Source organism: Rossellomorea sp. NPDC077527, from assembly GCF_044542955.1.
GTDB classification, from domain to species: Bacteria; Bacillota; Bacilli; order Bacillales; family Bacillaceae_B; genus Rossellomorea; species Rossellomorea aquimaris_E.
In genome coordinates this window covers 632,181-653,229 of record NZ_JBITVL010000002.1, presented here as the reverse complement: position 1 = coordinate 653,229, position 21,049 = coordinate 632,181, and the positions used below count along the sequence as shown (strand labels likewise).

The 21,049-nt window shown below is 39.5% G+C and carries 22 protein-coding genes; 10 read left to right on the top strand and 12 right to left on the bottom strand.

Features of this window, described 5'->3' with window-relative positions; translation table 11 throughout:
* The first annotated feature begins 13 nt into the window (after nt 1-13).
* The 7 genes from ACIGG7_RS08545 to ACIGG7_RS08515 all read left to right on the top strand — a co-directional run bounded on the left by ACIGG7_RS08545 (nt 14) and on the right by ACIGG7_RS08515 (nt 7,200).
* A complete protein-coding gene (locus tag ACIGG7_RS08545; RefSeq protein ID WP_397549457.1) occupies nt 14-1,591 on the top strand; it encodes a SagB family peptide dehydrogenase in 1,578 nt (525 codons plus the stop codon).
* A 199-nt stretch (nt 1,592-1,790) separates the two neighbouring features.
* Nucleotides 1,791-3,326, top strand: coding sequence for a multicopper oxidase family protein (locus tag ACIGG7_RS08540; protein WP_397549456.1), 1,536 nt, complete (start codon nt 1,791-1,793; stop codon nt 3,324-3,326).
* Nucleotides 3,327-3,407: 81 nt separating this feature from the next.
* Complete coding sequence (locus ACIGG7_RS08535; protein ID WP_397549455.1) at nt 3,408-4,004, top strand: class I SAM-dependent methyltransferase; 597 nt, start codon at nt 3,408-3,410, stop codon at nt 4,002-4,004.
* A gap of 411 nt (nt 4,005-4,415) precedes the next feature.
* Entirely contained in the window at nt 4,416-4,625 is a 210-nt protein-coding gene (locus tag ACIGG7_RS08530; RefSeq protein ID WP_224939728.1) for a hypothetical protein, read from the top strand.
* A 421-nt stretch (nt 4,626-5,046) separates the two neighbouring features.
* Nucleotides 5,047-5,682 carry a hypothetical protein gene (locus tag ACIGG7_RS08525; protein WP_397549454.1) on the top strand — a complete coding sequence of 212 codons (636 nt, stop codon included), beginning with the start codon at nt 5,047-5,049 and terminating at the stop codon, nt 5,680-5,682.
* Between the two features lie 290 nt (nt 5,683-5,972).
* A complete protein-coding gene (locus ACIGG7_RS08520) occupies nt 5,973-6,308 on the top strand; it encodes a darcynin family protein (protein WP_397549453.1) in 336 nt (111 codons plus the stop codon).
* A 406-nt stretch (nt 6,309-6,714) separates the two neighbouring features.
* Nucleotides 6,715-7,200 (top strand): GyrI-like domain-containing protein, encoded by a 486-nt coding sequence (locus tag ACIGG7_RS08515; protein ID WP_397549452.1) that lies wholly within the window; start codon nt 6,715-6,717, stop codon nt 7,198-7,200.
* Nucleotides 7,201-7,448: 248 nt separating this feature from the next.
* Here ACIGG7_RS08515 and ACIGG7_RS08510 read toward each other — a convergent pair whose 3' ends face one another.
* The 8 genes from ACIGG7_RS08510 to ACIGG7_RS08475 form a co-directional block, all read right to left on the bottom strand.
* Nucleotides 7,449-7,991, bottom strand: coding sequence for a hypothetical protein (locus ACIGG7_RS08510; protein WP_397549451.1), 543 nt, complete (start codon nt 7,989-7,991; stop codon nt 7,449-7,451).
* Between the two features lie 331 nt (nt 7,992-8,322).
* Nucleotides 8,323-9,294 carry a sphingomyelin phosphodiesterase gene (sph, locus tag ACIGG7_RS08505; RefSeq protein WP_397549450.1) on the bottom strand — a complete coding sequence of 324 codons (972 nt, stop codon included), beginning with the start codon at nt 9,292-9,294 and terminating at the stop codon, nt 8,323-8,325.
* Between the two features lie 150 nt (nt 9,295-9,444).
* Nucleotides 9,445-9,936: a DinB family protein gene (locus tag ACIGG7_RS08500; protein WP_397549449.1), complete on the bottom strand. Its 492-nt coding sequence runs from the start codon at nt 9,934-9,936 to the stop codon at nt 9,445-9,447.
* A gap of 82 nt (nt 9,937-10,018) precedes the next feature.
* Nucleotides 10,019-10,891 (bottom strand): acetoacetate decarboxylase family protein, encoded by an 873-nt coding sequence (locus ACIGG7_RS08495; protein WP_397549448.1) that lies wholly within the window; start codon nt 10,889-10,891, stop codon nt 10,019-10,021.
* A gap of 39 nt (nt 10,892-10,930) precedes the next feature.
* The gene (locus ACIGG7_RS08490) at nt 10,931-11,704 is read right to left on the bottom strand and encodes an SDR family NAD(P)-dependent oxidoreductase (protein ID WP_397549447.1); all 774 of its coding nucleotides are present in this window, start codon (nt 11,702-11,704) and stop codon (nt 10,931-10,933) included.
* 367 nt (nt 11,705-12,071) lie between these two features.
* Nucleotides 12,072-13,145: a DUF418 domain-containing protein gene (locus tag ACIGG7_RS08485; protein WP_397549446.1), complete on the bottom strand. Its 1,074-nt coding sequence runs from the start codon at nt 13,143-13,145 to the stop codon at nt 12,072-12,074.
* Between the two features lie 10 nt (nt 13,146-13,155).
* The gene (locus ACIGG7_RS08480) at nt 13,156-13,722 is read right to left on the bottom strand and encodes a TetR/AcrR family transcriptional regulator (RefSeq protein ID WP_397549445.1); all 567 of its coding nucleotides are present in this window, start codon (nt 13,720-13,722) and stop codon (nt 13,156-13,158) included.
* 196 nt (nt 13,723-13,918) lie between these two features.
* The gene (locus ACIGG7_RS08475; protein ID WP_397549444.1) at nt 13,919-14,773 is read right to left on the bottom strand and encodes an SDR family oxidoreductase; all 855 of its coding nucleotides are present in this window, start codon (nt 14,771-14,773) and stop codon (nt 13,919-13,921) included.
* A 247-nt stretch (nt 14,774-15,020) separates the two neighbouring features.
* On the opposite strand from ACIGG7_RS08475, the gene ACIGG7_RS08470 reads away from it, so the two are divergent.
* Nucleotides 15,021-15,398, top strand: a complete 378-nt coding sequence (locus tag ACIGG7_RS08470) for a MerR family transcriptional regulator (protein WP_397549443.1) — start codon at nt 15,021-15,023, stop codon at nt 15,396-15,398.
* Between the two features lie 112 nt (nt 15,399-15,510).
* On the opposite strand, the gene ACIGG7_RS08465 is transcribed toward ACIGG7_RS08470, so the two are convergent.
* Nucleotides 15,511-16,371: an SDR family oxidoreductase gene (locus ACIGG7_RS08465; RefSeq protein ID WP_397549442.1), complete on the bottom strand. Its 861-nt coding sequence runs from the start codon at nt 16,369-16,371 to the stop codon at nt 15,511-15,513.
* 14 nt (nt 16,372-16,385) lie between these two features.
* Nucleotides 16,386-16,826, bottom strand: a complete 441-nt coding sequence (locus ACIGG7_RS08460; protein WP_397549441.1) for an Rrf2 family transcriptional regulator — start codon at nt 16,824-16,826, stop codon at nt 16,386-16,388.
* Between the two features lie 216 nt (nt 16,827-17,042).
* Between ACIGG7_RS08460 and ACIGG7_RS08455 the strand changes: the two genes are divergently transcribed.
* Nucleotides 17,043-17,684, top strand: coding sequence for an NAD(P)-dependent oxidoreductase (locus ACIGG7_RS08455; RefSeq protein ID WP_397549440.1), 642 nt, complete (start codon nt 17,043-17,045; stop codon nt 17,682-17,684).
* A 160-nt stretch (nt 17,685-17,844) separates the two neighbouring features.
* Here ACIGG7_RS08455 and ACIGG7_RS08450 read toward each other — a convergent pair whose 3' ends face one another.
* Both ACIGG7_RS08450 and ACIGG7_RS08445 read right to left on the bottom strand, forming a co-directional pair.
* Entirely contained in the window at nt 17,845-19,014 is a 1,170-nt protein-coding gene (locus ACIGG7_RS08450) for an MFS transporter (protein WP_397549439.1), read from the bottom strand.
* Between the two features lie 287 nt (nt 19,015-19,301).
* Nucleotides 19,302-20,330: a zinc-binding alcohol dehydrogenase family protein gene (locus ACIGG7_RS08445; protein WP_397549438.1), complete on the bottom strand. Its 1,029-nt coding sequence runs from the start codon at nt 20,328-20,330 to the stop codon at nt 19,302-19,304.
* Nucleotides 20,331-20,605: 275 nt separating this feature from the next.
* Between ACIGG7_RS08445 and ACIGG7_RS08440 the strand changes: the two genes are divergently transcribed.
* Nucleotides 20,606-20,986 carry a winged helix-turn-helix transcriptional regulator gene (locus ACIGG7_RS08440; protein WP_397549437.1) on the top strand — a complete coding sequence of 127 codons (381 nt, stop codon included), beginning with the start codon at nt 20,606-20,608 and terminating at the stop codon, nt 20,984-20,986.
* Nucleotides 20,987-21,049: the final 63 nt, after the last annotated feature.

Sequence of the window (21,049 nt, the reverse complement as noted above, 5' to 3'; positions counted from 1 at the left end):
GGAGGTGAGGAAGATGAGCCTGAACGAATTTCTGCACCATCTGCAATTTGATATCAATCGCGCTAACCAGCCTAACTGGGAAGTGGACTGGGAGGATGCGCCCCTTCCCTATAAGCTGTACCGGGGATTGCCGGCGATCCCATTGTCTACAGAAGTACCTCTGTCAATCCAGAGCGGACAGCCGCTCTTACAACCCGATGTAGAAAGAATCGGTCATTTTCTTTGGTACACCTACGGAATCACCGGTGTAAGCCAGTCAATGTATCCTGAGGATTCCGAGGAATTTGATTCGCTCCCCATCCACTCCTATCGGCGGTTCGTTCCATCCGGAGGGGCGCTGTATCCGAATGAACTCTATCTCTATTTAAAGCTCGATGATTTGCCAGATGGAATCTATCATTATGATGCCGCCCATCATCGCCTCGTCCTACTCAGGGAAGGAAACGTCGATTCATATGTGGAGCGGGCACTCGGTAATCGCTGCGACATCTCGACGTGTTTTGCCACGGTCTTTGTGTCGGTGAGATTCTGGAAGAACTTCTTTAAGTACAACAACTTCTCCTATCGGCTGCAGGGACTGGATACGGGCGTCCTGATGGGGCATCTCTTGGAAACGGCCAAAGAGTTCGGATTTCAGTCAGGGGTGTATGGTCAATTTCTCGATTCAGCAATCAACCTGTCGCTCGGATTGACCGAGGAAGAGGAAAGCGTCTATGCGGTGATTCCGCTTTCGGTCGCTGCAACGAACTGGTCAGGAACAGGCAAAGTGAGGGAACGTGAATTCACCACTGATGAATTATGCCGGGAGATGCCGGCACTTTCTGTAGAACACTACGAAAGGTCTGAAAAGCTTAGGGAATTTCCAATGCTTTTAAGAGTGAATGAAGCTTCTCACATGCATACAACCGGTGTTTTTCGCACATTTGGGAAGTCATCGGTTCTGAAAAGCGGAGAAAATGAAATCCTTCTGCCGGAAATGGAGTCCCTTCCGTATGATTTCGTGGATGCCTGCAAAAATCGCCATTCACCGGAAATGGATTTTGTTATGGGGAAGGTCAGTCAGCAACAGCTGTCAGCCCTATTGAAACGTGCAACCCATTCATTTTCCCATAGAAGTGGCGTAAACGACATTATTAACGGGGAAAAATCCCATGTTTCTATCTACAGCTGTTTGTATAATGTTGAGGGCATCCCGAACGGCGCCTATGTCTATGACAGTGCCCGCCATTCCTTGCGGCAAATCGGCACCGGGGATTATCGTCTCCAGCTGCAATCAGGTCTGTCACTGGATAACGTCAATCTGCTTCAGGTGCCGCTATGCCTTCACATCATCGGAAACAAAAGTCACTTTCAGGAAACATATGGGTACAGAGGCTACAGAATGATGCAAATGGAAGCGGGAATGCTCGTACAACCTCTGTTATTGGCGTCTTCGGCTGTAGGATTCGGAGGGCATCCCCTTCTTGGATTTGATACAAAACTGACAGATGGAATTTATAAACTGGATTCTGAGAGTCTAACCACCTTAATCCAGATCCCGATTGGACCTTTTCGGGAAAAGGCATGGATGAGGGGAAGTTTGATGAGTTAAAAAGGTGACAAGGAACCTGTCTACGTGGAGCTTCATGAAAGATTTACGAGAAGTGTGCAGGGATCATCAATAAGTCTTGGAAGAGCCGGCGGATGCTGGCTTTTTTTATTGATTCAAGTTTCTAGGGCGGGGATAACGAATAGATCTTAAGAATAGGATGTATTAACAATCCCATTATTCTCCCAGAGGAGGGGTGTTCATGCTTGAAAAATTTGTAGATCCACTACCGATGATGAAAGAAATTCAACCGACGGCGTTTCTGCATAATAATCAACCTTATTATGAAGTGAACATGATCCAGACCATGAAACAACTTCATCGGGACTTGCCCCCGACAAAGATTTGGGGCTACAACGGTGAATATCCGGGTCCGACATTTCGTGTGTGGAGAAATCAACCCATTCATGTTTTGTGGAAAAATGAACTTCCTCGAAAGCATTTTCTCCCCATCGATACAACGATACACGGTGCTGAACGTGATAAACCGGAAGTACGAACAGTGGTCCATCTTCATGGAGGGGTGACACCTGACTCAAGTGATGGATATCCTGAGGCGTGGTTTACGAAGGGGTTCAAAGAGGTTGGCTCACACTTCACCAATAGGTTGTATACCTATCCTAACCAACAAAGTGCGACGACTCTTTGGTATCACGATCACGCCATGGGCATTACCCGCTTAAACATTTATGCCGGATTAACGGGGGTGTATATCATCCATGATGATGAAGAGCAACGTTTTGATCTTCCAAAACCTCCATATGAGATTCCTTTGCTCATTCAAGATCGTTCCTTTCATCGTGATGGCAGCCTCCTTTACCCATCCCAACCAGAGGTGCCTGTACCTGGTGTCGATCCTTCCGTTCTCCCGGATTTTTTTGGTGAAACCATTTTAGTAAACGGGAAAGTGTGGCCTAATCTTGAAGTGGAGCCGAGAAGGTATCGCTTTAGAATACTGAACGGCTCGAATGCACGATTCTATCGATTATCTCTCTCAAATGGTTTACCTTTTGTTCAAATCGGCACAGATCAAGGACTGTTGGCAGCGCCTGTGGAAGTATCAAGTCTCCTTCTGGCACCGGCTGAGAGAGCGGATGTATTGGTCGATTTTCATTCATCCAATGGTGAGACCATCACACTCTTGAATGATGCCGAGTCCCCATACCCTCAAGGCAGCAAGCCAGACCCTGCGACGACAGGATCAGTGATGCAAATACGTGTCACTTCCCAGTTATCATGTCCTGATACCAGCCGCGTTCCCGCCCGGTTAACCCATATTCCTAAATTGGAAGAAAGCCATAGTAATAGGACAAGAACGTTACGATTAACGACCAGACCAGATTCCTATGGACGCTCTATCCATCTATTAGATGACCGACTATGGGAGGATCCGATTTCTGAGCATCCTCGTCTGTGGAGTGTGGAAATTTGGAGTTTTGTCAATCTGACAAGAGCAACCCACCCGATTCATCTACATTTGGTTCGATTTCAAGTTCTTGATCGGCAACCTTTTGATGTAGAGAAGTATGAGAAAGATGGGAAAATCGTGCCTACGGGACCACGTCGTCCCCCTGAGCCAAATGAGTCGGGATGGAAAGATACCGTTCAGGCAAATCCTAATGAAATTATTCGTATTATTGTTCCCTTTGGACCATATACGGGGCTGTATGTCTGGCATTGTCATATCATTGAGCATGAGGATTATGAAATGATGCGTCCTTATCGAGTTATTCCGTAATAGAACTCGAGCAAGCAGATACTCTTATATACTGCCATTTGATATAATATCGCCTAAGAAGCCTAAACAGGAGTGTGAACGATGGAACCAAACGTCTTTGAAGAAATGGCAAAACGTTATGATACAGAAGAGCGGATGGAGCTGGCCCAAGTCGTCGTAAACGAAGTCAAAAAAGAACTGCAGGACAGCACTTCCAAAACGCTCATTGATTATGGAAGCGGTACAGGACTTGTTAGTTTAGCACTGACTGATATGGTCAAATCCGTTCTGCTGGTTGATTCATCCGAGCAGATGTTAGAAGTGGCTAAAGCAAAAATCATGCAAAGAGGCATCCTCAACGCAGATGTTCTTTATTCCGATTTTACTCAGGGAACTCCGAATATGAAAGCTGACATCGTACTCATGTCACTCGTCCTTCTTCACATTCCGGATACGGTGCAGATTTTACAAGAGTTGTCCAACATTCTTCATGACGGAGGCAAGCTGATCATTGTCGACTTTGATAAGAACGAAAATATCAGTCATCCGAAGGTTCATAACGGCTTTGTTCATGAAGAGCTGAAAGATCAATTATCCGAAGCGGGATTTAGAGCCACTGAAATTAGAACATTTCATCATGGACATCAAATCTTTATGAAAAAGGATGCTTCGATGTTTATAGCGAGTAGTAGTAAGTGAATCAGCATGACGAGTGTGGACATGTCCATACTCGTTTTTTTGTGCTCTGATAAATCAAAAAAGAGCGTAGTTCAAGGTTATTATGCATGAACGCCGCCTCCACTCTTTTGATCCAAATTTAAGATGTGAGAAAAATACTCAGACGTTCGTTTCTTATGATCGTGCTTTCCATATGACCTTCTCTGAGATGTATTTATTAGCTACTTAAAAAATGGTGCGTACACAAAAGAGGGTTTTGAAACACTCTTAATAGAAACACTTTTTAAAAACAATAGAATTAGAAAATAAAAGCTTTAGTTTATGCGTTAAATCGAGCAATTTATAAAATAATAGGTTGATGTACAAGCAAAGTCCTTAATCACAAAATATATTGGTAGGTATAGATTAACATTTTTAGAAAGGAGTTTTTTTATGCACCATACTTGTGATGAACTAGCTAAAATTCTTCAATGTCAAAAAAACAGAACAGTGGCTTTGCTGCTTGGAAGTGGAGATATTCAAAATCTTGTTGTTAAAAAAGTTGAAAATGGAGTAGTTTCTGGTAAAGATTTAAACAATCCGCAGGCAGTCTATTATGTAGCGATTGATAAAATCGAGCGTATTATCACATATCCAGAGTAAGTTGAACCTCTTGAGGAGAATACTAGAACTTCTCAATGCAATGGAAGTGGTATCCTATTCCAATCCGCATGGATTTCTATTGAACTAGACAGATATTTTCCAAGATCTGCAATTTGCCACAAAAGGAGCCTAAGCTACTAATAAGTGACCCCGGTATTGTACCGGGGCAATTATATATAATCCCCATTGATAACACAGGTGTTTATATTCTTCTACTCAAATATTATTTAATTTAACCAAATTTCCTTATGAAGTGAATCTTAAGCACAGTTGATTTTTTTGAGGCATGTACATGGTAGGGAATCTGCTCAAACTGTATTGATAGTATCATAATGCTTTCATTCTGCATAAACTATGTTGAAAGGTATATGTTTCATTTACCTTTCTATCTTAAATGATTTTACTAAAGGAGATATAAGATATGGGAAAAAAGAAATGCAAACCTAAACTTCGCTTAAGTTTTGAATACAACAATAATGAATTTACGGGATATCATCAATTTAATATAGCTGATGAAGAAAACTATTTTTCTGTAATTGATCAGAAGTCCGTTGAGGGGCTGGTACGTATAGAAATGGATGATTTTCTTGGATTTCCAAGGGATTGTAAAAAAGGTGGGGGATGTCTATCAGCATCATCTATTGAATTTGAAGATTTTAAATTTAACCTGTTAAAAAATAGTGGAATTGCTACATTGGAAGTAAGAGAGATTACCACAGCCAATGTCCAACCAACCGATAATGGAATGATATATACACTAAGAGGAACGGGGGTCTTTGCTGATTTAGGGGTATCTAGTAATTGGACTTTAGTCGGAGGGGCTCAACGATTATTAGAGGGGGCGATACCTGGACCCCATTTAATGATTATTCCAGCGTTTGAGATGAAGACATTGGAGGCAGACGCAGCATTCTCTTTACGCCTTGATAATGATGTGTTGTTGACAGAGGGTACGTCTGAAAAACAAATTATCAGAACTCCTGTATTATCTGAGTCAGCAGCAACGGTTGCTACTTCCAATGACAGGATTGGTATTCTTCGTGCCGAATCTATATAGAAATTCAATATCTACTGCGACTGACTCAAGACTTCGTTAACATTCGAGAGCGTAATTCTAAAGAAAGTGTTAAATAATGACAATGCCCACAACTTGTTACGTGTAACAAGTGATATAAGCTCCTTACATCAATAGATGTATGGGGTTTTTTTATTTTTATATAATATAACGAGCAACCATAATAGGCAGTTTTGATTTTCATATTTATAAAGGTCGATTTATTGGAGGAAATATATTCCTTATAGTAAACTATTAATAATAGGGAAAAATAGGAGTGGAGATGAGTAAGAATGAATTATGTCTTTATTGTTTTAGTTGAATTTTATCCTTCATGGCTTGCTATGACCCGTGAAGAAAGAGGGAAATTGGCGGACGAATTGAAAGAAGTGATCTTAAAATATCCTGAAGTACACGTTAGATTCTTCGACGCAGAAGCATTTCCCGGAAAAGAGTACACAGATTTTCTGATTTGTGAAACGAATAATGTTCAAAAGTATCATTATATGTGGGAAGAATTAAGAGACCATTCTGTATATACAGAAGGGCATATGAAGATTAAAGACGTTATTATGGGAAGTGAAGAGGCCTATAAAAAGTTCGAGGAAGAGTCGATTACTAATCAATAAGCAGTTTCCAAAAATGATTTAGGAATAGTTGGTTTGTGAAACCTATTCAAAAGTCCTCTGATTTTCCTCAATGCCCTGATGTGATAACCAATTTGCGAAAAATCCATAATGCTTATCGCTCATTTTGCCACAAAAAAGGTTCTAGCCGTAAAAAGCTAGATCCTTTTTTTGTTAGTTCACACCTCTATTATCCACATGATCATCAAAATATATATTAAAAATCTCTGTTAATATTTGCTAAAACAGAACGTACGTTCTATAATATAAGAGTAAATAATGAGAGGGTGTGGGTTCTAATACCATCTTAGGAAATTGATTAATTTCCTAAGTATAAATCTGCGGTGTTCAAGAAAGCTGCTATCTGGCCCCCTTTTAATTAAATCTATTATTATGGAGGAGAATTTCTATGTCTGATAAAACTACCAAAGGTAAAGTTTTAGAAAGAGAAGGTTCCATTTTTTTAGGTAACTCTATAAGAACAACAAATAAAGATGAAATGAATGGAGAAGGTGGTATTCCACAACTGTGGGACGATTTTTACCAAAATAAAGTTCTAGATACCATCCCTAACAAAAAAGACTCAAAAATTTTAGCGGTCTATACAGATTATGAAACAGATGAGAATGGTGTCTATACATTCGCATTAGGAACAGAAGTTGATCATAATGAAACACTTAATGGATTAGAAATGATAGAAATTCCTGAGGGTAAATACATTGTCTTTACAACTAAAAGAGGGCCTATTCCTGATGTAATTGTAGAGACGTGGCAAGAAATATGGAAGTGGTCTGAGGAATATGAGAGAGCATATCAAACTGATTTTGAATTATATGATGAAAGAGCGAAAGACCCAAACAATAGTCAGGTTGATATTTATATATCAGTTAAATAATCGCAATCCACTTTGTATTAAGTATTAGTTAAGTAAAAAAGGTTACGTTTAGTCTTGCTGGAGTTCATACAGGATATGTACCGATACCATAAGAGAAAACAGAAGAACACTCTTCAACATAAGAGTGTTCTTCATAAAAAGTGTTTAAGTGTCTACTAAATCTTTTGCAAATGAGGACAAGGATGTCACAAAATCAACTGTTCATGTGATAGGAAGTTTATATAAACTCATTATTTAAGCAGTTTTGGTTATTTATCGTCAGTTTGTTCACTACAACTTGTTGAATATAAAATTTGTACTCTGCAAAGAGTGTCGACCATGACCTCTTGAAATACTTGGGAAGCAACTCCAGTGAATGTATTACATAAATTAGAAACGTCATCAGCATAGAACTGAATAACATCAGCTGCAAAAATAGGATAGACAGCATTCAAACCCCCAGGAAATGGACGCTGCACCACTACTTCTTGAAAATAGGTGTTGCCTTCCAACGCAACATTTACAAGGTGGGCGACTTCAAAAGCATCTAATCGACAAGGTACGGGAGAAACAATTTCTTGATTATAAATAACTACGACAGTTAACGTAACATTTCCAAAATTTTGTGATGGGGTAAGAAGTGTAGCCAGAGCCTGTGCTTTGTCGTAATCGTCCACCGTAACCAATGCAAGGTATTGGTCTTGGACTGGAATTAATGGTCCCACCGTCACGAGTGGATCAGCCCCTATTGAGTATTTAAGTTGATTAAAATAAATAATCCATGGTGGTGAAAGTTCAGGTGCGTTTGGCACTTTGAATCCCTCCTAACATAATAGTATGATAAAAAAAATTTCTTAATCTATTATATGAATTAATAGATTGTTGGATTGGACAATTATATTAGTTGAGACGAAAATAAAAAATCACCTTTCCATCAAGTTGAATTGCCTATCACCCACATAGATAAACACTCTTTATTAGAAAAGAGTGTTTTTAAAAAAATCTATAAGAGGGGAGGTTAAAGCGTTAGGCTTATAAACTATAGAATCAAACACAATATAATGAATATAAAAATGCCCTGAGCCGATTTTTTTGTTCGACTCAGGGCATATGAAAACGACTCATTTTAATTCATAGCTGAAATCAAGGTGTAGAAGATCCGCTTACTGGATAATGGTCAGAGTAATCCGTATACGAATACGTTTTCCCTAAAGAAGTCACTGTCCATTCAGGCGATTTGACATTCAGGGCATTCACAAACCAAGAGCTCGGTTGTTTATGACTCTTTTCAACAAAGATATAATCTAAATATTGTGGCTGAAGGTTTGGATAGTTATAACCTGCGATTCCATTGGTAACAGGGTCCCAAGTGGAGGTGAAACCGGTATAGTCACTCGGCTCCATTACATTGAGATTTGTTAGCATGGAAGAATATTCTGCAGTGTCCTTTATCACATTCATATCTCCAGCAATATAAACCACTTCATCTGCTGGGATGTTTTTCTTTGTAATGAACTCTTTCATTTCTATCATTTGGGACTTTCTGACAGATGCATCCTTGCCAACCGAACAGCGTTCATCTTCGGATTGCATATGAGTACCAACTACATGGTAGAAGTGCCCATTTTTATTGATTTTCACATAAACAAATCCTTTATTTGAAAACCAATCAGCGCCGCACCCTTCACTGTAAACATATTGAACCTTTTCAACGATTGGCCATTTACTGATGATGGCCACTCCGCCATCTTCAGGGGTCAGGTTTGAATAAGATCCCAGGGTTTTATCCCAGTTATTTTTACTCCGTCCAAGGACAGGGGTTTGATACGGATATTGCGTTGATAATCCATTTAACAGCTTGTTAGAAGCCTCGTTATCAAAGATCTCATTGAGTATGACTACATCCTGATTTTTTATGTAATCTGCTCTTGAAATAAGCTCCGCACGTTGCACTTGACCCCAATTTGGATAAAGGTTCTGTGAAAGCATATACACATTATGTGTCAAAAGCTTAAAATCATTTGGATAGTCTGTCTCTTCTGCTGCCACATTCGTGCTAAACATTAATGATACCATTAAAGCTGCCAAAACCAGTACGTTCATCTTTTTGCTCATTTTTAACTCCTCCAACCTTTAGAATTCCCTATAATCATAATGGAAACGCTTTAAAAAGAGGCTGGATTTACAGATGTTTAACACAATTTTACATAAATCCGTATAAAGCCTATAGGAAGACTACCTACCATGACGGTCTTCTTTTTTAGATTAAATAGGATAGCCTCCTGATGGTGGGGGCCAAGCACCAAACATTCTGCGTATGAACACAATTTGCCCTAAGTGATAGGTATTATGAGAAGCTATATTACGTAAAATGTGTATCTTGGTTTCATTTGGTCTAACCTTAAGTGGTTCATCAAGATTTCCGTTTTTCGCTAATTGAACAGCGAGATCTACTCCTTGTAAAAAAGTTTGAATCAACTTCACCCATTCATCTTGACTAGGGGCATTTGTGGTCGTTGGCCAGCTTTCACTTGGATGAGAAGGTAGCTTTGGAACTTCTCCCTGAGCCACTTTCAATAAGAAATCCTGCCAATAATTCATATGACTCAGCAGTTGATAGATCGTGTGAGGTTGCCCTTCGATCTCTTTACCAGCCAACTCCCGCCCAATATCAGGTAAAGCATTATGAATGGGTAAGTGTCCTCTTTCCCCTATAAGCGATTGCACTAACGCAGATGATATAGCATCTTCTAACATGATTACTCCTCCTTCATTTAACGATTCTTTCTTTTTTGAACGCTCTTGATCAAAATCTAATGATGAAACACTTTCTCGTTTCTCACACTATAAAAGAGGAATACTCCTTATTAGGTAAATGAAAGCAACTATTCATGTTATTCGAGTACCTAACTTGAAGAGGCTCTTCTTCGATTTGGAGTTTTTTTAACCTTTCAGCAGAAGAACTATTTCCTATTTTGATGGCAGAGGTTTTATTTTCTTTCGTAAATAATTTCCTTAGATTTTTTTGAATAACAAAATCACCTTGAAAGTTCGTTTGACTTTGAATCATTTTATGATCTAAAACGGAGTAAAGATTTGATTTCACATCAAACGTTTTAGGTGAACCAGAAGTTGGAACATTTAATGTTACATAAGGAATGCCGTCTTCCTTAATCGTCGTAATGGACTGGCCATTTTCTTCGTAAATATCAATTTCTTGGACGACTTTTGGAAGCCCCCAAATTTTATGACCTCTTATCGTGTTTTCTTTGGATGTCACGGGCATTGAGAATACGTAATAACCAAAGTTCTTGAATAGCTTTTCTAGAAGCAAAGGTAAGATCATTGGATTACTACTAGGTTTAACCAGTACAGGGATACTCATCGCTACTTCATTATAAGGTGGAATTCCTAACACTTCCCTATAAACATAACTGGAGAACACAATGAGTGAACGGCCGTTTGGCATTTTTATCGGATGTATATCCGGATGCGGCATTAATTTTTTCGCTTCCTTATAACTACATAGGAAAATGGAAATTGTACAGGCAACATTTCGATAGAACGTTGGGAACAAATAGTCTTTTTTTATGTTTTCATCTAACTGTAAAGGTGTTTCCATTGGTGCCAATGGGAATCGTTGAAAGAAAGAGTCGTTAAATCGGTGTTGGTTATCTAACAGTTCTTCATCATACGTCATAGTTGGTTTCATTTTATTCTCCTTCTTTCCATTTTCGTTTCCTCATGTATCCTACTTCATACTTTTTAAAGATACTTTTGCCGAGAGTTGGGCAACCATCTTCCTAGGAAATAATCTAGGGGATTGAGCCAGGAAATAGTTTTTCTTACCGTCAATGGCATAACTCTTTCCCTGATCAATTCCTTTTAACGCTGTTTGCACAACTTGTTTAGCTGTTCTCGTAACACTTGGAGTAGGATCTACTGCTGACTGAAAGAAGTTTGTATCAGTCGGCCCCGGGCAAATGGCAAAAAAGGTAATACCTTTCGAACGATATTCTTCTGCTAAGGATTCCGTAAAGGACAAAACAAATGATTTTGTTGCAGAATATACGGCCATGTAAGGTACTGGTTGAAATGAAACGATAGAAGCTACATTAATAATAGTGCCATCTCCTTTCTTCACCATCGTGGGAAGAAATTCATGTGTCAGATCGACAATCGTTTGTACATTCACGGTTACTTGCTTATGATCCATTTCTTTAGGGTTACCCAAAAATTCACCTGATGTTCCAAAGCCAGCATTGTTTACTAAATAATCAATTTCTAAGCCTTTCTCTTTCAACTTCTCACTAATATCTCTGGCTGCATATTCAACACTTAAATCGGCTGTGACGACTGTTGCCTCCACTTTATATTTATGAATAATCTCTTCAGCTAATTGATCAAGTGCCTCTTTATTTCTTGCAACCAATACCACATTCATCCCTTTTTTGGCTAATTGGTACGAGAATTCTTTCCCTATTCCTGAAGATGCTCCAGTAATTAATGCCGTTTTTTTCATCATTGTTCCCCTTTCTTTTTCAAAATGTAACTTCTCCGTAATTTGATTAACAGTTAATAGGAGTAAGATAATATTTTACCGGGCAGAATCACTAACTATTTTTCATAAAAGGATACATTCACGAAAGCAAGTGATCGCTTTTTCTTACAATCCAATCATCCAATAAAATATTTAGGTTTATATGTTTAAGTGTTTAAACGTATAATAATTAAATCCGAGCATATTGTCAATTAATTAGAGTTATCCTTGTTTCTTAATTATTCAATACGGTCAGGTCATACAGACTTTGTCTTATATAAATATAAAAATTATTAAATTGGTACATGGAGATAAATAGTTCAATAGTTTTATTGAAAAGAGAGTACCGGCATTATCCACTTACTTTTCTCATTAATGACTCAACAGGCCCCCTCTTGAAGGTTTTTCTCCACCAAGTCGATGCAACTGTAGAAAATAGACAGAAAATCAACGCAATAGTAACAGCGAAAGGCAAGGTGTTCTCTGCCAGTCCTCCAAACATAAAGAAAACAGCCAGGACGAGAAAATGTCCAATATAGAGGGTGAGGGCAAGCTGGCCCGTGTATACAAATGCTTGAATGACAGCTGTTTCTCTCCATTTTTCAGAAATAATAATACATAGAAGGATTACAATGATTGCAGTGCTTGTGCTGGAAATCATGTAAAGCAGGGTGGGGGGCATCGGTTTCGTGTCGAATAAATAATATGCAATCTCAAGACCCATGGCCGGTTCAGAGAGTTTGATGAGAGTATAGGAAGCAGCTTCTGTTATGACAAACGTGAAGAGTGAAACAGATATCATTTTTTTCCGGATCGAATGATTTTGAACATTGATCCTTCCCACCCACATCCCAAACAACAGGAAGGCAGACCAGGGGAAAATGGGATGGTATCCGTTATAGAAGAGGTTACTGATGAATCCTTTCCAAGACCAAAACAACTCGTAGTGCTGAAAAGTCGCATCCCAACCAAACTCATAGTTCAAGAGAAGCTGGCCGATCTGTGAGGTCAGAACAATTCCGACAGTGGCGATGATTATTTGTCTGGAGGAAGCCACAATGAAAAAGGAACCAATGAACATATAAAAGGCATAATAATGAAGGATGTCCGCGCTCCATTGCATGAGAAATAGAATCATCCCCAGAACGAATAAAAACAATGAACGTCTCCATATCGTCTTCCGATATTCCTTAGAGGGAGTACCACTCATCCGTGCTTTCTTAGTCATCAAAGATATACCGATTCCTGCAAGGATCACGAAAATGGCCGATGCACGGCCTTCAAGTAAACCGGTGATGGTCTTTAACCATTCAGGGCCATTTCCTTCTGCATTCATTGATATCTTATAATTGACGATCACCATTCCTAGTATGGCTAAGGCACGAGCCATATCGAAGCCAATGATTCGTTTTGCTGATTTCTCCATTCCAATCACCTCATTGAAAGATACTTTTTACAGAGAAAGCCCAAATCGCCGTCGGATCAAAGGAATACTCTTCGTTTGAATATTTGTCTAATCCGTCTACGATGATGGTCAAAAATTCCGCCTTTGTTTGAATCTCATGCTCCGAAAGTAATTCATAATCACGTGCTAATTGTAAGAGAGTCACGAAACCATTCAGGAATTCATCTAAAACCTTCTTTAGTGCCTGAGCGTAATAAGAATTCCGAGTGCTCAACACGTAATACTCGTTCATAATCTTGTTGTAATAGGGATCCTGGAGCTGTTTGTTCATCATGCTCACACCATCGTCTGTGAGCTTGGTCATGAAGTTCTCTTTCGTGTATTCCTGATGATTGAAAAAGTTGGTGAAGTTTATTTCTTCAATGATGTAATCAAATAGTGTTTGAATAAGCTTTTCCTTTGAGCTGAAATAATAATAAATGGCGGGCTTTGTGATTCCTAATTCTTTCGCAATAAAAGACATGCTCGTTTGATCAAAGCCTTTCTCAGCAAATAGTCGATAGGAAGTATTGAGAATGTTTGTGTATTTTTCTGACATGAAGAACGTCCTTTCTTTATTTACTTACCGGTAGGTAAATGGTAACTTGATAGGTAATTATTGTCAATAATTTCTCGGGAACATTTCTTCAATAAGTTGCTGTTCTTGAAAATATCCTAAAAATGAAAAAGCCAGGGAAATATCAATTTTGATATCTCCCTGGCTTTTATCCATCATGTTTTACCTATCGAGACGATTACTTCCCTAACATACTCGACACGACAAAATTCGTTTGAAGCAATCCTGTTGGGTCTGCTTGTGTTTTATATTTAGTAAACTCGGAAGACCATTCAGACGTTCTGATTCTAAGTGGCAGCTGTTCTGCTTTCAGTTGCTCTACGACGACATTGGCGATTTCCTCTGGAGTTTGAAAAATACCATCGACGCGATCCGTTCTTTGACCCATATAATCATTCAATACTTGTTCATAATCATCCTTTTGGAAACCGCCCGACTTTTCGATATCGGAAAGGATGGTGTTGGCAAACTCAGATGTGATACCACCCGGTTCTACCACCATGAATTCAACGCCAAAGTAAGGTGTCACATACGTGGCCAGGCTTTCATAGTACCCCTCAATCGCGAATTTAGAAGCACAGTAAATTTCATTCAACGGCTGTCCAACCAGTCCTCCTACGGAAGAAATTGAGACAATCCGTCCTTGTTGTCTTTCTCTCATATACGGCAGTACTGCTTTCGTACACCGGATCGGGCCGAAGGTATTAATATCAAATACATTCTGGTATTCTTCCTCCGTGCTTTGTTCTGTAGTCTTAATGAAACCAACACCTGCGTTATTGATGAAAAGGTCGATTTGTCCTTCTTTTTCAATGATCGTCTGTACGGCACGGTCGATTGACTCTTGAGATTGAACATCTAGTTGTAAAAGTTCAATATTTAATCCGGACTCCTGTAACTCAGTGATCGGAGCTCCTTTTTCCAGATTTCTCATCGTCGCATATACTTTCCAACCATCTTTCGCTAAAGCTTCACTTAGTCCAAGTCCTAAACCCGTTGACGTTCCGGTTACTACTGCGATTTTGTTTTCCATTATGAATCATCCTTTTCTGTTATTTTTCTCGTATATAAATCATTTCCTATGAAATATCTCTACATTTTTTACAGTAAACGTTTGCTTTTGTAAGTAAGTTCAACTGATTCCACCTTTATATCATTCACCTTTTATGCTTGATAGAATCCCCCCAATCAAAAATAAAATCAAGTTGATAATCCAAACTATAAATGGTAAAGTGCACTTTAACGCAAGTGCTAATGTTTGGATTTTTTGGAGGGATGGCATGTATACGATGAAGCAAGTGACACAACAGACGGGGTTAACCGCTCCGACGCTCAGATATTATGAAAAAGAGAACCTTCTTCCTCCTGTAGAGAGGGATGAAAATGGATTAAGAATCTATAGCGATTTAAATGTTAAATCCATTTTATTTATTAAAGCCTTAAGGGCCACTGCGATGCCCATCAGGGAAATTAAGAAATATGTCCAACTATATGAAGGGGGAGAGGAAACCCTTCAATTACGAAAAAATATATTAGAGGAACACAAGATGAGAGTGGAAGAGAATCTTAGGGATCAGGCAAATAATTTAGAAAAAATTAAAGAGAAGTTAGAAATGTATGATCAATATGTAAGATCCAGAGGGGACTGTGAAAATTAAGAAAGGGGAATGGGATTCTTTATCTTGATGGGAGAAATCCGGTTAATAACACAGATAGAAAAAGCCTGGAGAAAAGCTGCTTGAACAGTATTCTCCAGGCTTATTTTATTTATTAGAGCTTTTTGTAATGATCGGTGATAAAGCTCTTTATATCTTCTGGATATTCCCCGGTGAGAAGATGGACATCATCTGTTATTTCATCCATTAAGTTCATTTCTGCGGCAACATATAAAGAGGCGAGAACCTTTCCGAACCCTACAGGCTCGTCGTATGTTTTGGCAAATTCCTCAGCCGACATTGGATCATAGGTAATGGGTGAGCTACTTACTTCACTCAGAATGTCTGCCAGTCCAATCATGGAGTATGCTTTTCTTCCTGTTAAGGTGAATCGGCCTCCGTAAAGGTCCGGTTTCATGGCAAGTTGAATGACGGCTTTGGCAATGTCTTTTCTTGAAATGAATGAGATTCTCCCATCCCCAACTGGATACAATAAGCGTTTTCGTTCCACTAATTCAGGGAGGTAAGGGGGAAGGGGATCAAGGTACATGGCATTACGAACGAGTGTGTAATCCAGGTCACTTGATGCAAGCCTTCTTGCAGCATAGCCAAAAAAAGGACTCATTTTAAAAGGATTATTCTCTTGGTCTGCCATGAAACCAACAAAAATAAACTGTTTGACCTTAGCATCTTCCGCAGCCTGAATCGCGTTTTCGAATTCCTCAATCCTGACTGTATTAGGAAAAGAAATACTTGGAATATAAAGAAGGACGTCTGTATCTTTAAATGCTTCAACCATGGAATGATAGTCAGTATAATCTGCTTTTCTGACGTCTACTCCTTGATCGGCATACTGTGATGCCTTTTCAGGACTTCTGACAGATAGCACAATTTGATCAGGAGTGAACTCTTTCAACGCTTCTTCTGTGATTTTTGTACCCAATTGACCTGTGGCTGCAGTAATATTTATGTTCATTGTTCATCCTCCTTTTATGATTCAGCTATTTGCTCTTTTTCCAAAATATCTTTTACTACATCTTCAATCGTTACATTTCCAAGAGCTTTTTCTAATGCCGTTTGAGCAATGGTGAATAACGGTCCAATGCTGCTTTGGATGTTCCTTCCCACAGGACAATGAGGGTTTGGATCTTTGTGTACGGCAAATAGTTCTTTGTCCTGTTCTACATGAACGGCTTTATATACATCAAATAGGGTGATGGCTGAAATGGGTTTTGCTAATTGTGCGCCAGCAATACCTGGACGGACGTTCACCAATCCGGCATTTTTTAGCATACCCATAATTTTTCTGATGACAACTGGATTGGTGTTCACGCTCCCCGCAAGAAATTCAGACGTACTTACCCCGTCTTTGTTTATTTCGATAAGTGATAATATATGAATTCCTACAGAGAATCGACTGCTTATAGACATCGAGGATTCACTACCTTTCTTGATATCCGTACCTTTTCCTTAAGAAATAGATGTACGTAATGTAACTATTATTATTACATGTATTAATCCTAGTTACAACTGTCCTGATTTTTTTAAAGAAACACAAACCTATTTGTTGACAAATCATCAAGTTGTAACTAATAATGTTACATGTAACTAAAATAGTTACAAACATTGATGTCGGAGGGAAACAATATGAATATTGGAATCATCGGGGCAAGCGGTAAGGCAGGAAGTCTTATATTACAAGAAGCATTGGAACGGGGGCATGAAGTCACAGCGATTGTTCGACATGCTGCTAAAGTGAAAAATGAACACGTCACTATTTTAGAAAAAAATATATTTGAGTTAAAAGCAGGGGATATAAAAAAGTTTGATGTTGTAGTAAATGCGTTTAACGCTGCACCTGGAGAAGAGCATGAACATGTAGAAGCGGGTAGGGTGCTCATTGAAGCGCTGAAAGACACTCCTCAAACAAGGTTAGTTGTAGTGGGTGGGGCCGGCAGTTTATTCGTTGATGAAGCCGAAACCGTTCGTGTATTGGAAACACCGGATTTTCCGGCTGAGTTTTTGCCAACCGCTTCAAATATGGGGAAAAACCTAGAAGAATTAATAACCGCAGAAGGGATCCGATGGACGTACATCAGCCCTGCAGCGTACTTCAATCCAGAAGGAAAACGTACGGGTACCTATCAAAAAGGAAAGAATCAATTACTTTTAAATTCAAAAGGGGAAAGTTATATCAGCTATGCAGATTATGCTATCGCTGTAGTAGATGAAATAGAGAACGTGGATCATCTTAATGAACGTTTTTCAGTAGTTGGAGAAGTAGAATAGTCTATGTGGGAAATATGAGGAAGAAAAAACCGACCTTTATCTAGGTCGGTTTTTGGCTATGGAGATGCTTTTTGGCAGTGAAAAGGTAGTAAGCAAAGCTAAATAGGGAAAAGTCCAAGGAATTAGGCATTAGCCCCTTCCCTTCTTAGCTTTACATGATTCATGACGATGAATCAACGATTGATGTTGATTCTAGCTCTTCTTGAAATAATGTTTTATCTTCAAAAACACTGGTAATCTTGGTCAATATCATCCCTAATGCCAGCAACCCTGAAGACACAAACGTCATGTGTGAGTATGAAAAGCCTATACTCAGTAACAATGACCCGAGTGTAGCCCCGATAAAACTGGCTAGATTGAAAACAGAAGCTGCCAATGTACCTGATAGTAATGGTGCTTCTCTAGCAGCCATAACAATCTTGGCATTGAAGATGGGAGTGATACCGAATGTCCCGGCTCCTAATAAAAAGCACATGACCAATGCTGAAATGAAAAATTGAAGCAGTGTCGTAAATAACAAAAGGACAATGGATAGGGAACCTAGTGCGAAGAATAACCCTTGGGTTAAACTGTTCGATTTGATTTTACCGCTCAAGATGTTCCCAATGACTCCACCTAAACCAAAGAAAAATAATCCAATGCTGACGCCTGTTATACCAAAGTTTGAAACTTTCCGTAGCATAGGCTCAATAAACGCATAAGTGGAAAAAACTCCTGAAAATCCGAATAGGATCACACTGCTGATCATCAGGACGTCTTTATTCCTCAAGATCTTTAGCTCTTTTCTAATAAGAGGGGTGTCACTAGGTTTGGTATCGGGCAAATAAAGGGCGATTCCAATCACATTCACCAGTCCAAGAATCGTGATGATCCAAAAGACCAGTCTCCAGTCTAGCATACCTCCAATTAAAGAGCCGAATGGAACACCGATCATGACGGCGATGGATAATCCTGTTTGCACTAAGGCCATTGAACGGGACCCTCTTTGCGGATCAGATAGATTGAACGCAATCATCATGCTTAGCCCAAAGTAGGGGGCATGCATGGAGGAAGCCAGTATTCTTGAAATGATGAGTACATCAAAGCTTCTCGCAGTGGCAGCAATGATATGACTGAGGACAAATACGAGCATGAACACGAACATGAGCGGCTTTGGCGGATATTTTAATGTAACAATCCTGAGTATCGGTCCAAATAATGCCACTCCAATAGCGTAAATGCTTAGCGGCAGTCCAGCATGAGAAACACTGATATGGAATTCCTCAGTGAATTGGCTGATTAAACCGGTTACTACATTCCCAGTCATGCCGAGAGCAAATGTCCCTAGCATAAATACGGCAAGAATTTTGTTATTTGAATGTGAGAAAGTGATCGCCTCCTACTCTTTCATATTTTGTTTCTTTCAAATTCTAACATATACCAATTTTGCTACGAAAGCGTTGACTGCTCTGTTGTGAGTTGTTAAATGGTGGAAGTTGCCGTTGATGCATAAGATTCAATTTCATACGTTCAGCACCATAAATGAGGGTTGGTGTGCTGATGAAATTACTTGATCTACTTTTACCTTTATTTCTCTATTAAAGGAAATAGAGCCCCTGCAGAAGCGGGGCTCTAAGCTCATTCAAATTTCTCTAACACAATCTTTCCAATAGATGAACCGGATTCAAGCATTCGATGGGCCTCTTTCAAGTTTTCAGCATTGATGGGTGATAGTTGTTTGTTTAGCGTTGTCTGAATGACCTTGTCGTCGATTAAGTCGGCAACTTCGTTTAACAGCTGGTGTTGCTTGATCATGTCTTCTGTTTGAAACATCGGGCGTGTAAACATAAGCTCCCAGACAAACGTTGCGCTTTTCGATTGCAACAGAGTAATGTTTACAGGTTCATTTGTTTCTACGATGGAACAGATCTTGCCTTGTGGCGAAATTACTTCCGCCATCCCGGCCCAATGTTTGCCTGTCGCATTTAGACAGAAGATATAGTCAACGGATGGAATCCCTAAATCTTTTAATTGGGGAGCGAATTCATGATAATGATTGATCGTATGGTCAGCGCCGAATTCCTTAGCCCATTTGACCGTTTCGGGTCTTGAAGCCGTTCCAATTACCGTCAATCCTGCTCTTTTAGCCAGTTGAGTAGCGATCGATCCTACTCCGCCGGCAGCACCTATAATCAAAATGGATTTTCCTTCGTTTTGGCCCGGCTCAGGATGGATGTTCAAGCGATCAAATAAGGCTTCATATGCTGTGATCGTTGTAAGTGGCAGTGCAGCGGATTGAGCGAACGATAGAGACTTCGGTTTCTTACCGACAATGCGCTCATCAATGAGATGAAACTCACTGTTTCCTCCTTGACGGGTAATATCTCCAGCATAGTACACTTCATCTCCAGGCTTGAAGATTGTACAATCGGGACCGGTTGCTTCTACGACACCTGACACGTCCCATCCGAGAATTTTGGGTTCATCATGTTCTTCTCCGTTTGACATGCGGATTTTGTAATCCACTGGATTCACCCCGATTGCCTCTACACGTACTAGTAAATCGCGATTGGAAGGGCGGGGTTTTTCTATCTCTAGGTCCACTAGGCTTTCTTTCTGGTCAATTGGTAAATGTTTATATAATCCTACAGCTTTCATTTTTTCCATAACATATTCACACCTTTACTTTTTATTGAACAAAACCGGTTATACAGAATGGGTGATATCACCTTTTTGTTGAACACGTTCATGTTAACCCATTTCATGATTGAATATAAGTACGCACATTTATGTGATGCAGTATCAAAATTGATACTTAGAAGGGATGGTTGCAAGACGGAATGCCTTTTACATTTTTTCTATTGTTGTTCTGTGGTAAATTAATAGTCATATAAGTCGGAGAGCCACAATTCATTTGTGGATAAGGAACAGGAGTGTCAAAGATGAGTACTGAGCATAAACAAGACTCCCACGGCAAACGATTTCTAAATCGCTATTCATGTCCGGTTGAAGGGACGGTCGACGTGATTGGAGGCAAATGGAAAAGCGTCATCATCTTTCATTTGCTGGATGGGAAGAAGAGATTCAACGAATTAAAGAGGTTAAATAGTGGAATTACTCACAGGATGTTAACGTTGCAGTTGAGAGAAATGGAAGCCGATGGAATTGTTCATAGGGAAGTGTATCCCGTAGTTCCGCCAAAAGTAGAATATTCTCTCACTGAATTTGGTCAGTCTTTGAAGCCCATTATTTTGTTGATGTTTGAATGGGGAGAGGAAAATATGGAGAAGGTATTAGGTCATCGAGGGTTGGAGAAGGAATAGTAGGTCTTACCATACACGTTTCTTACAAGAAAATAGATGAAAGAATCGCCCCTTTCGATTCAG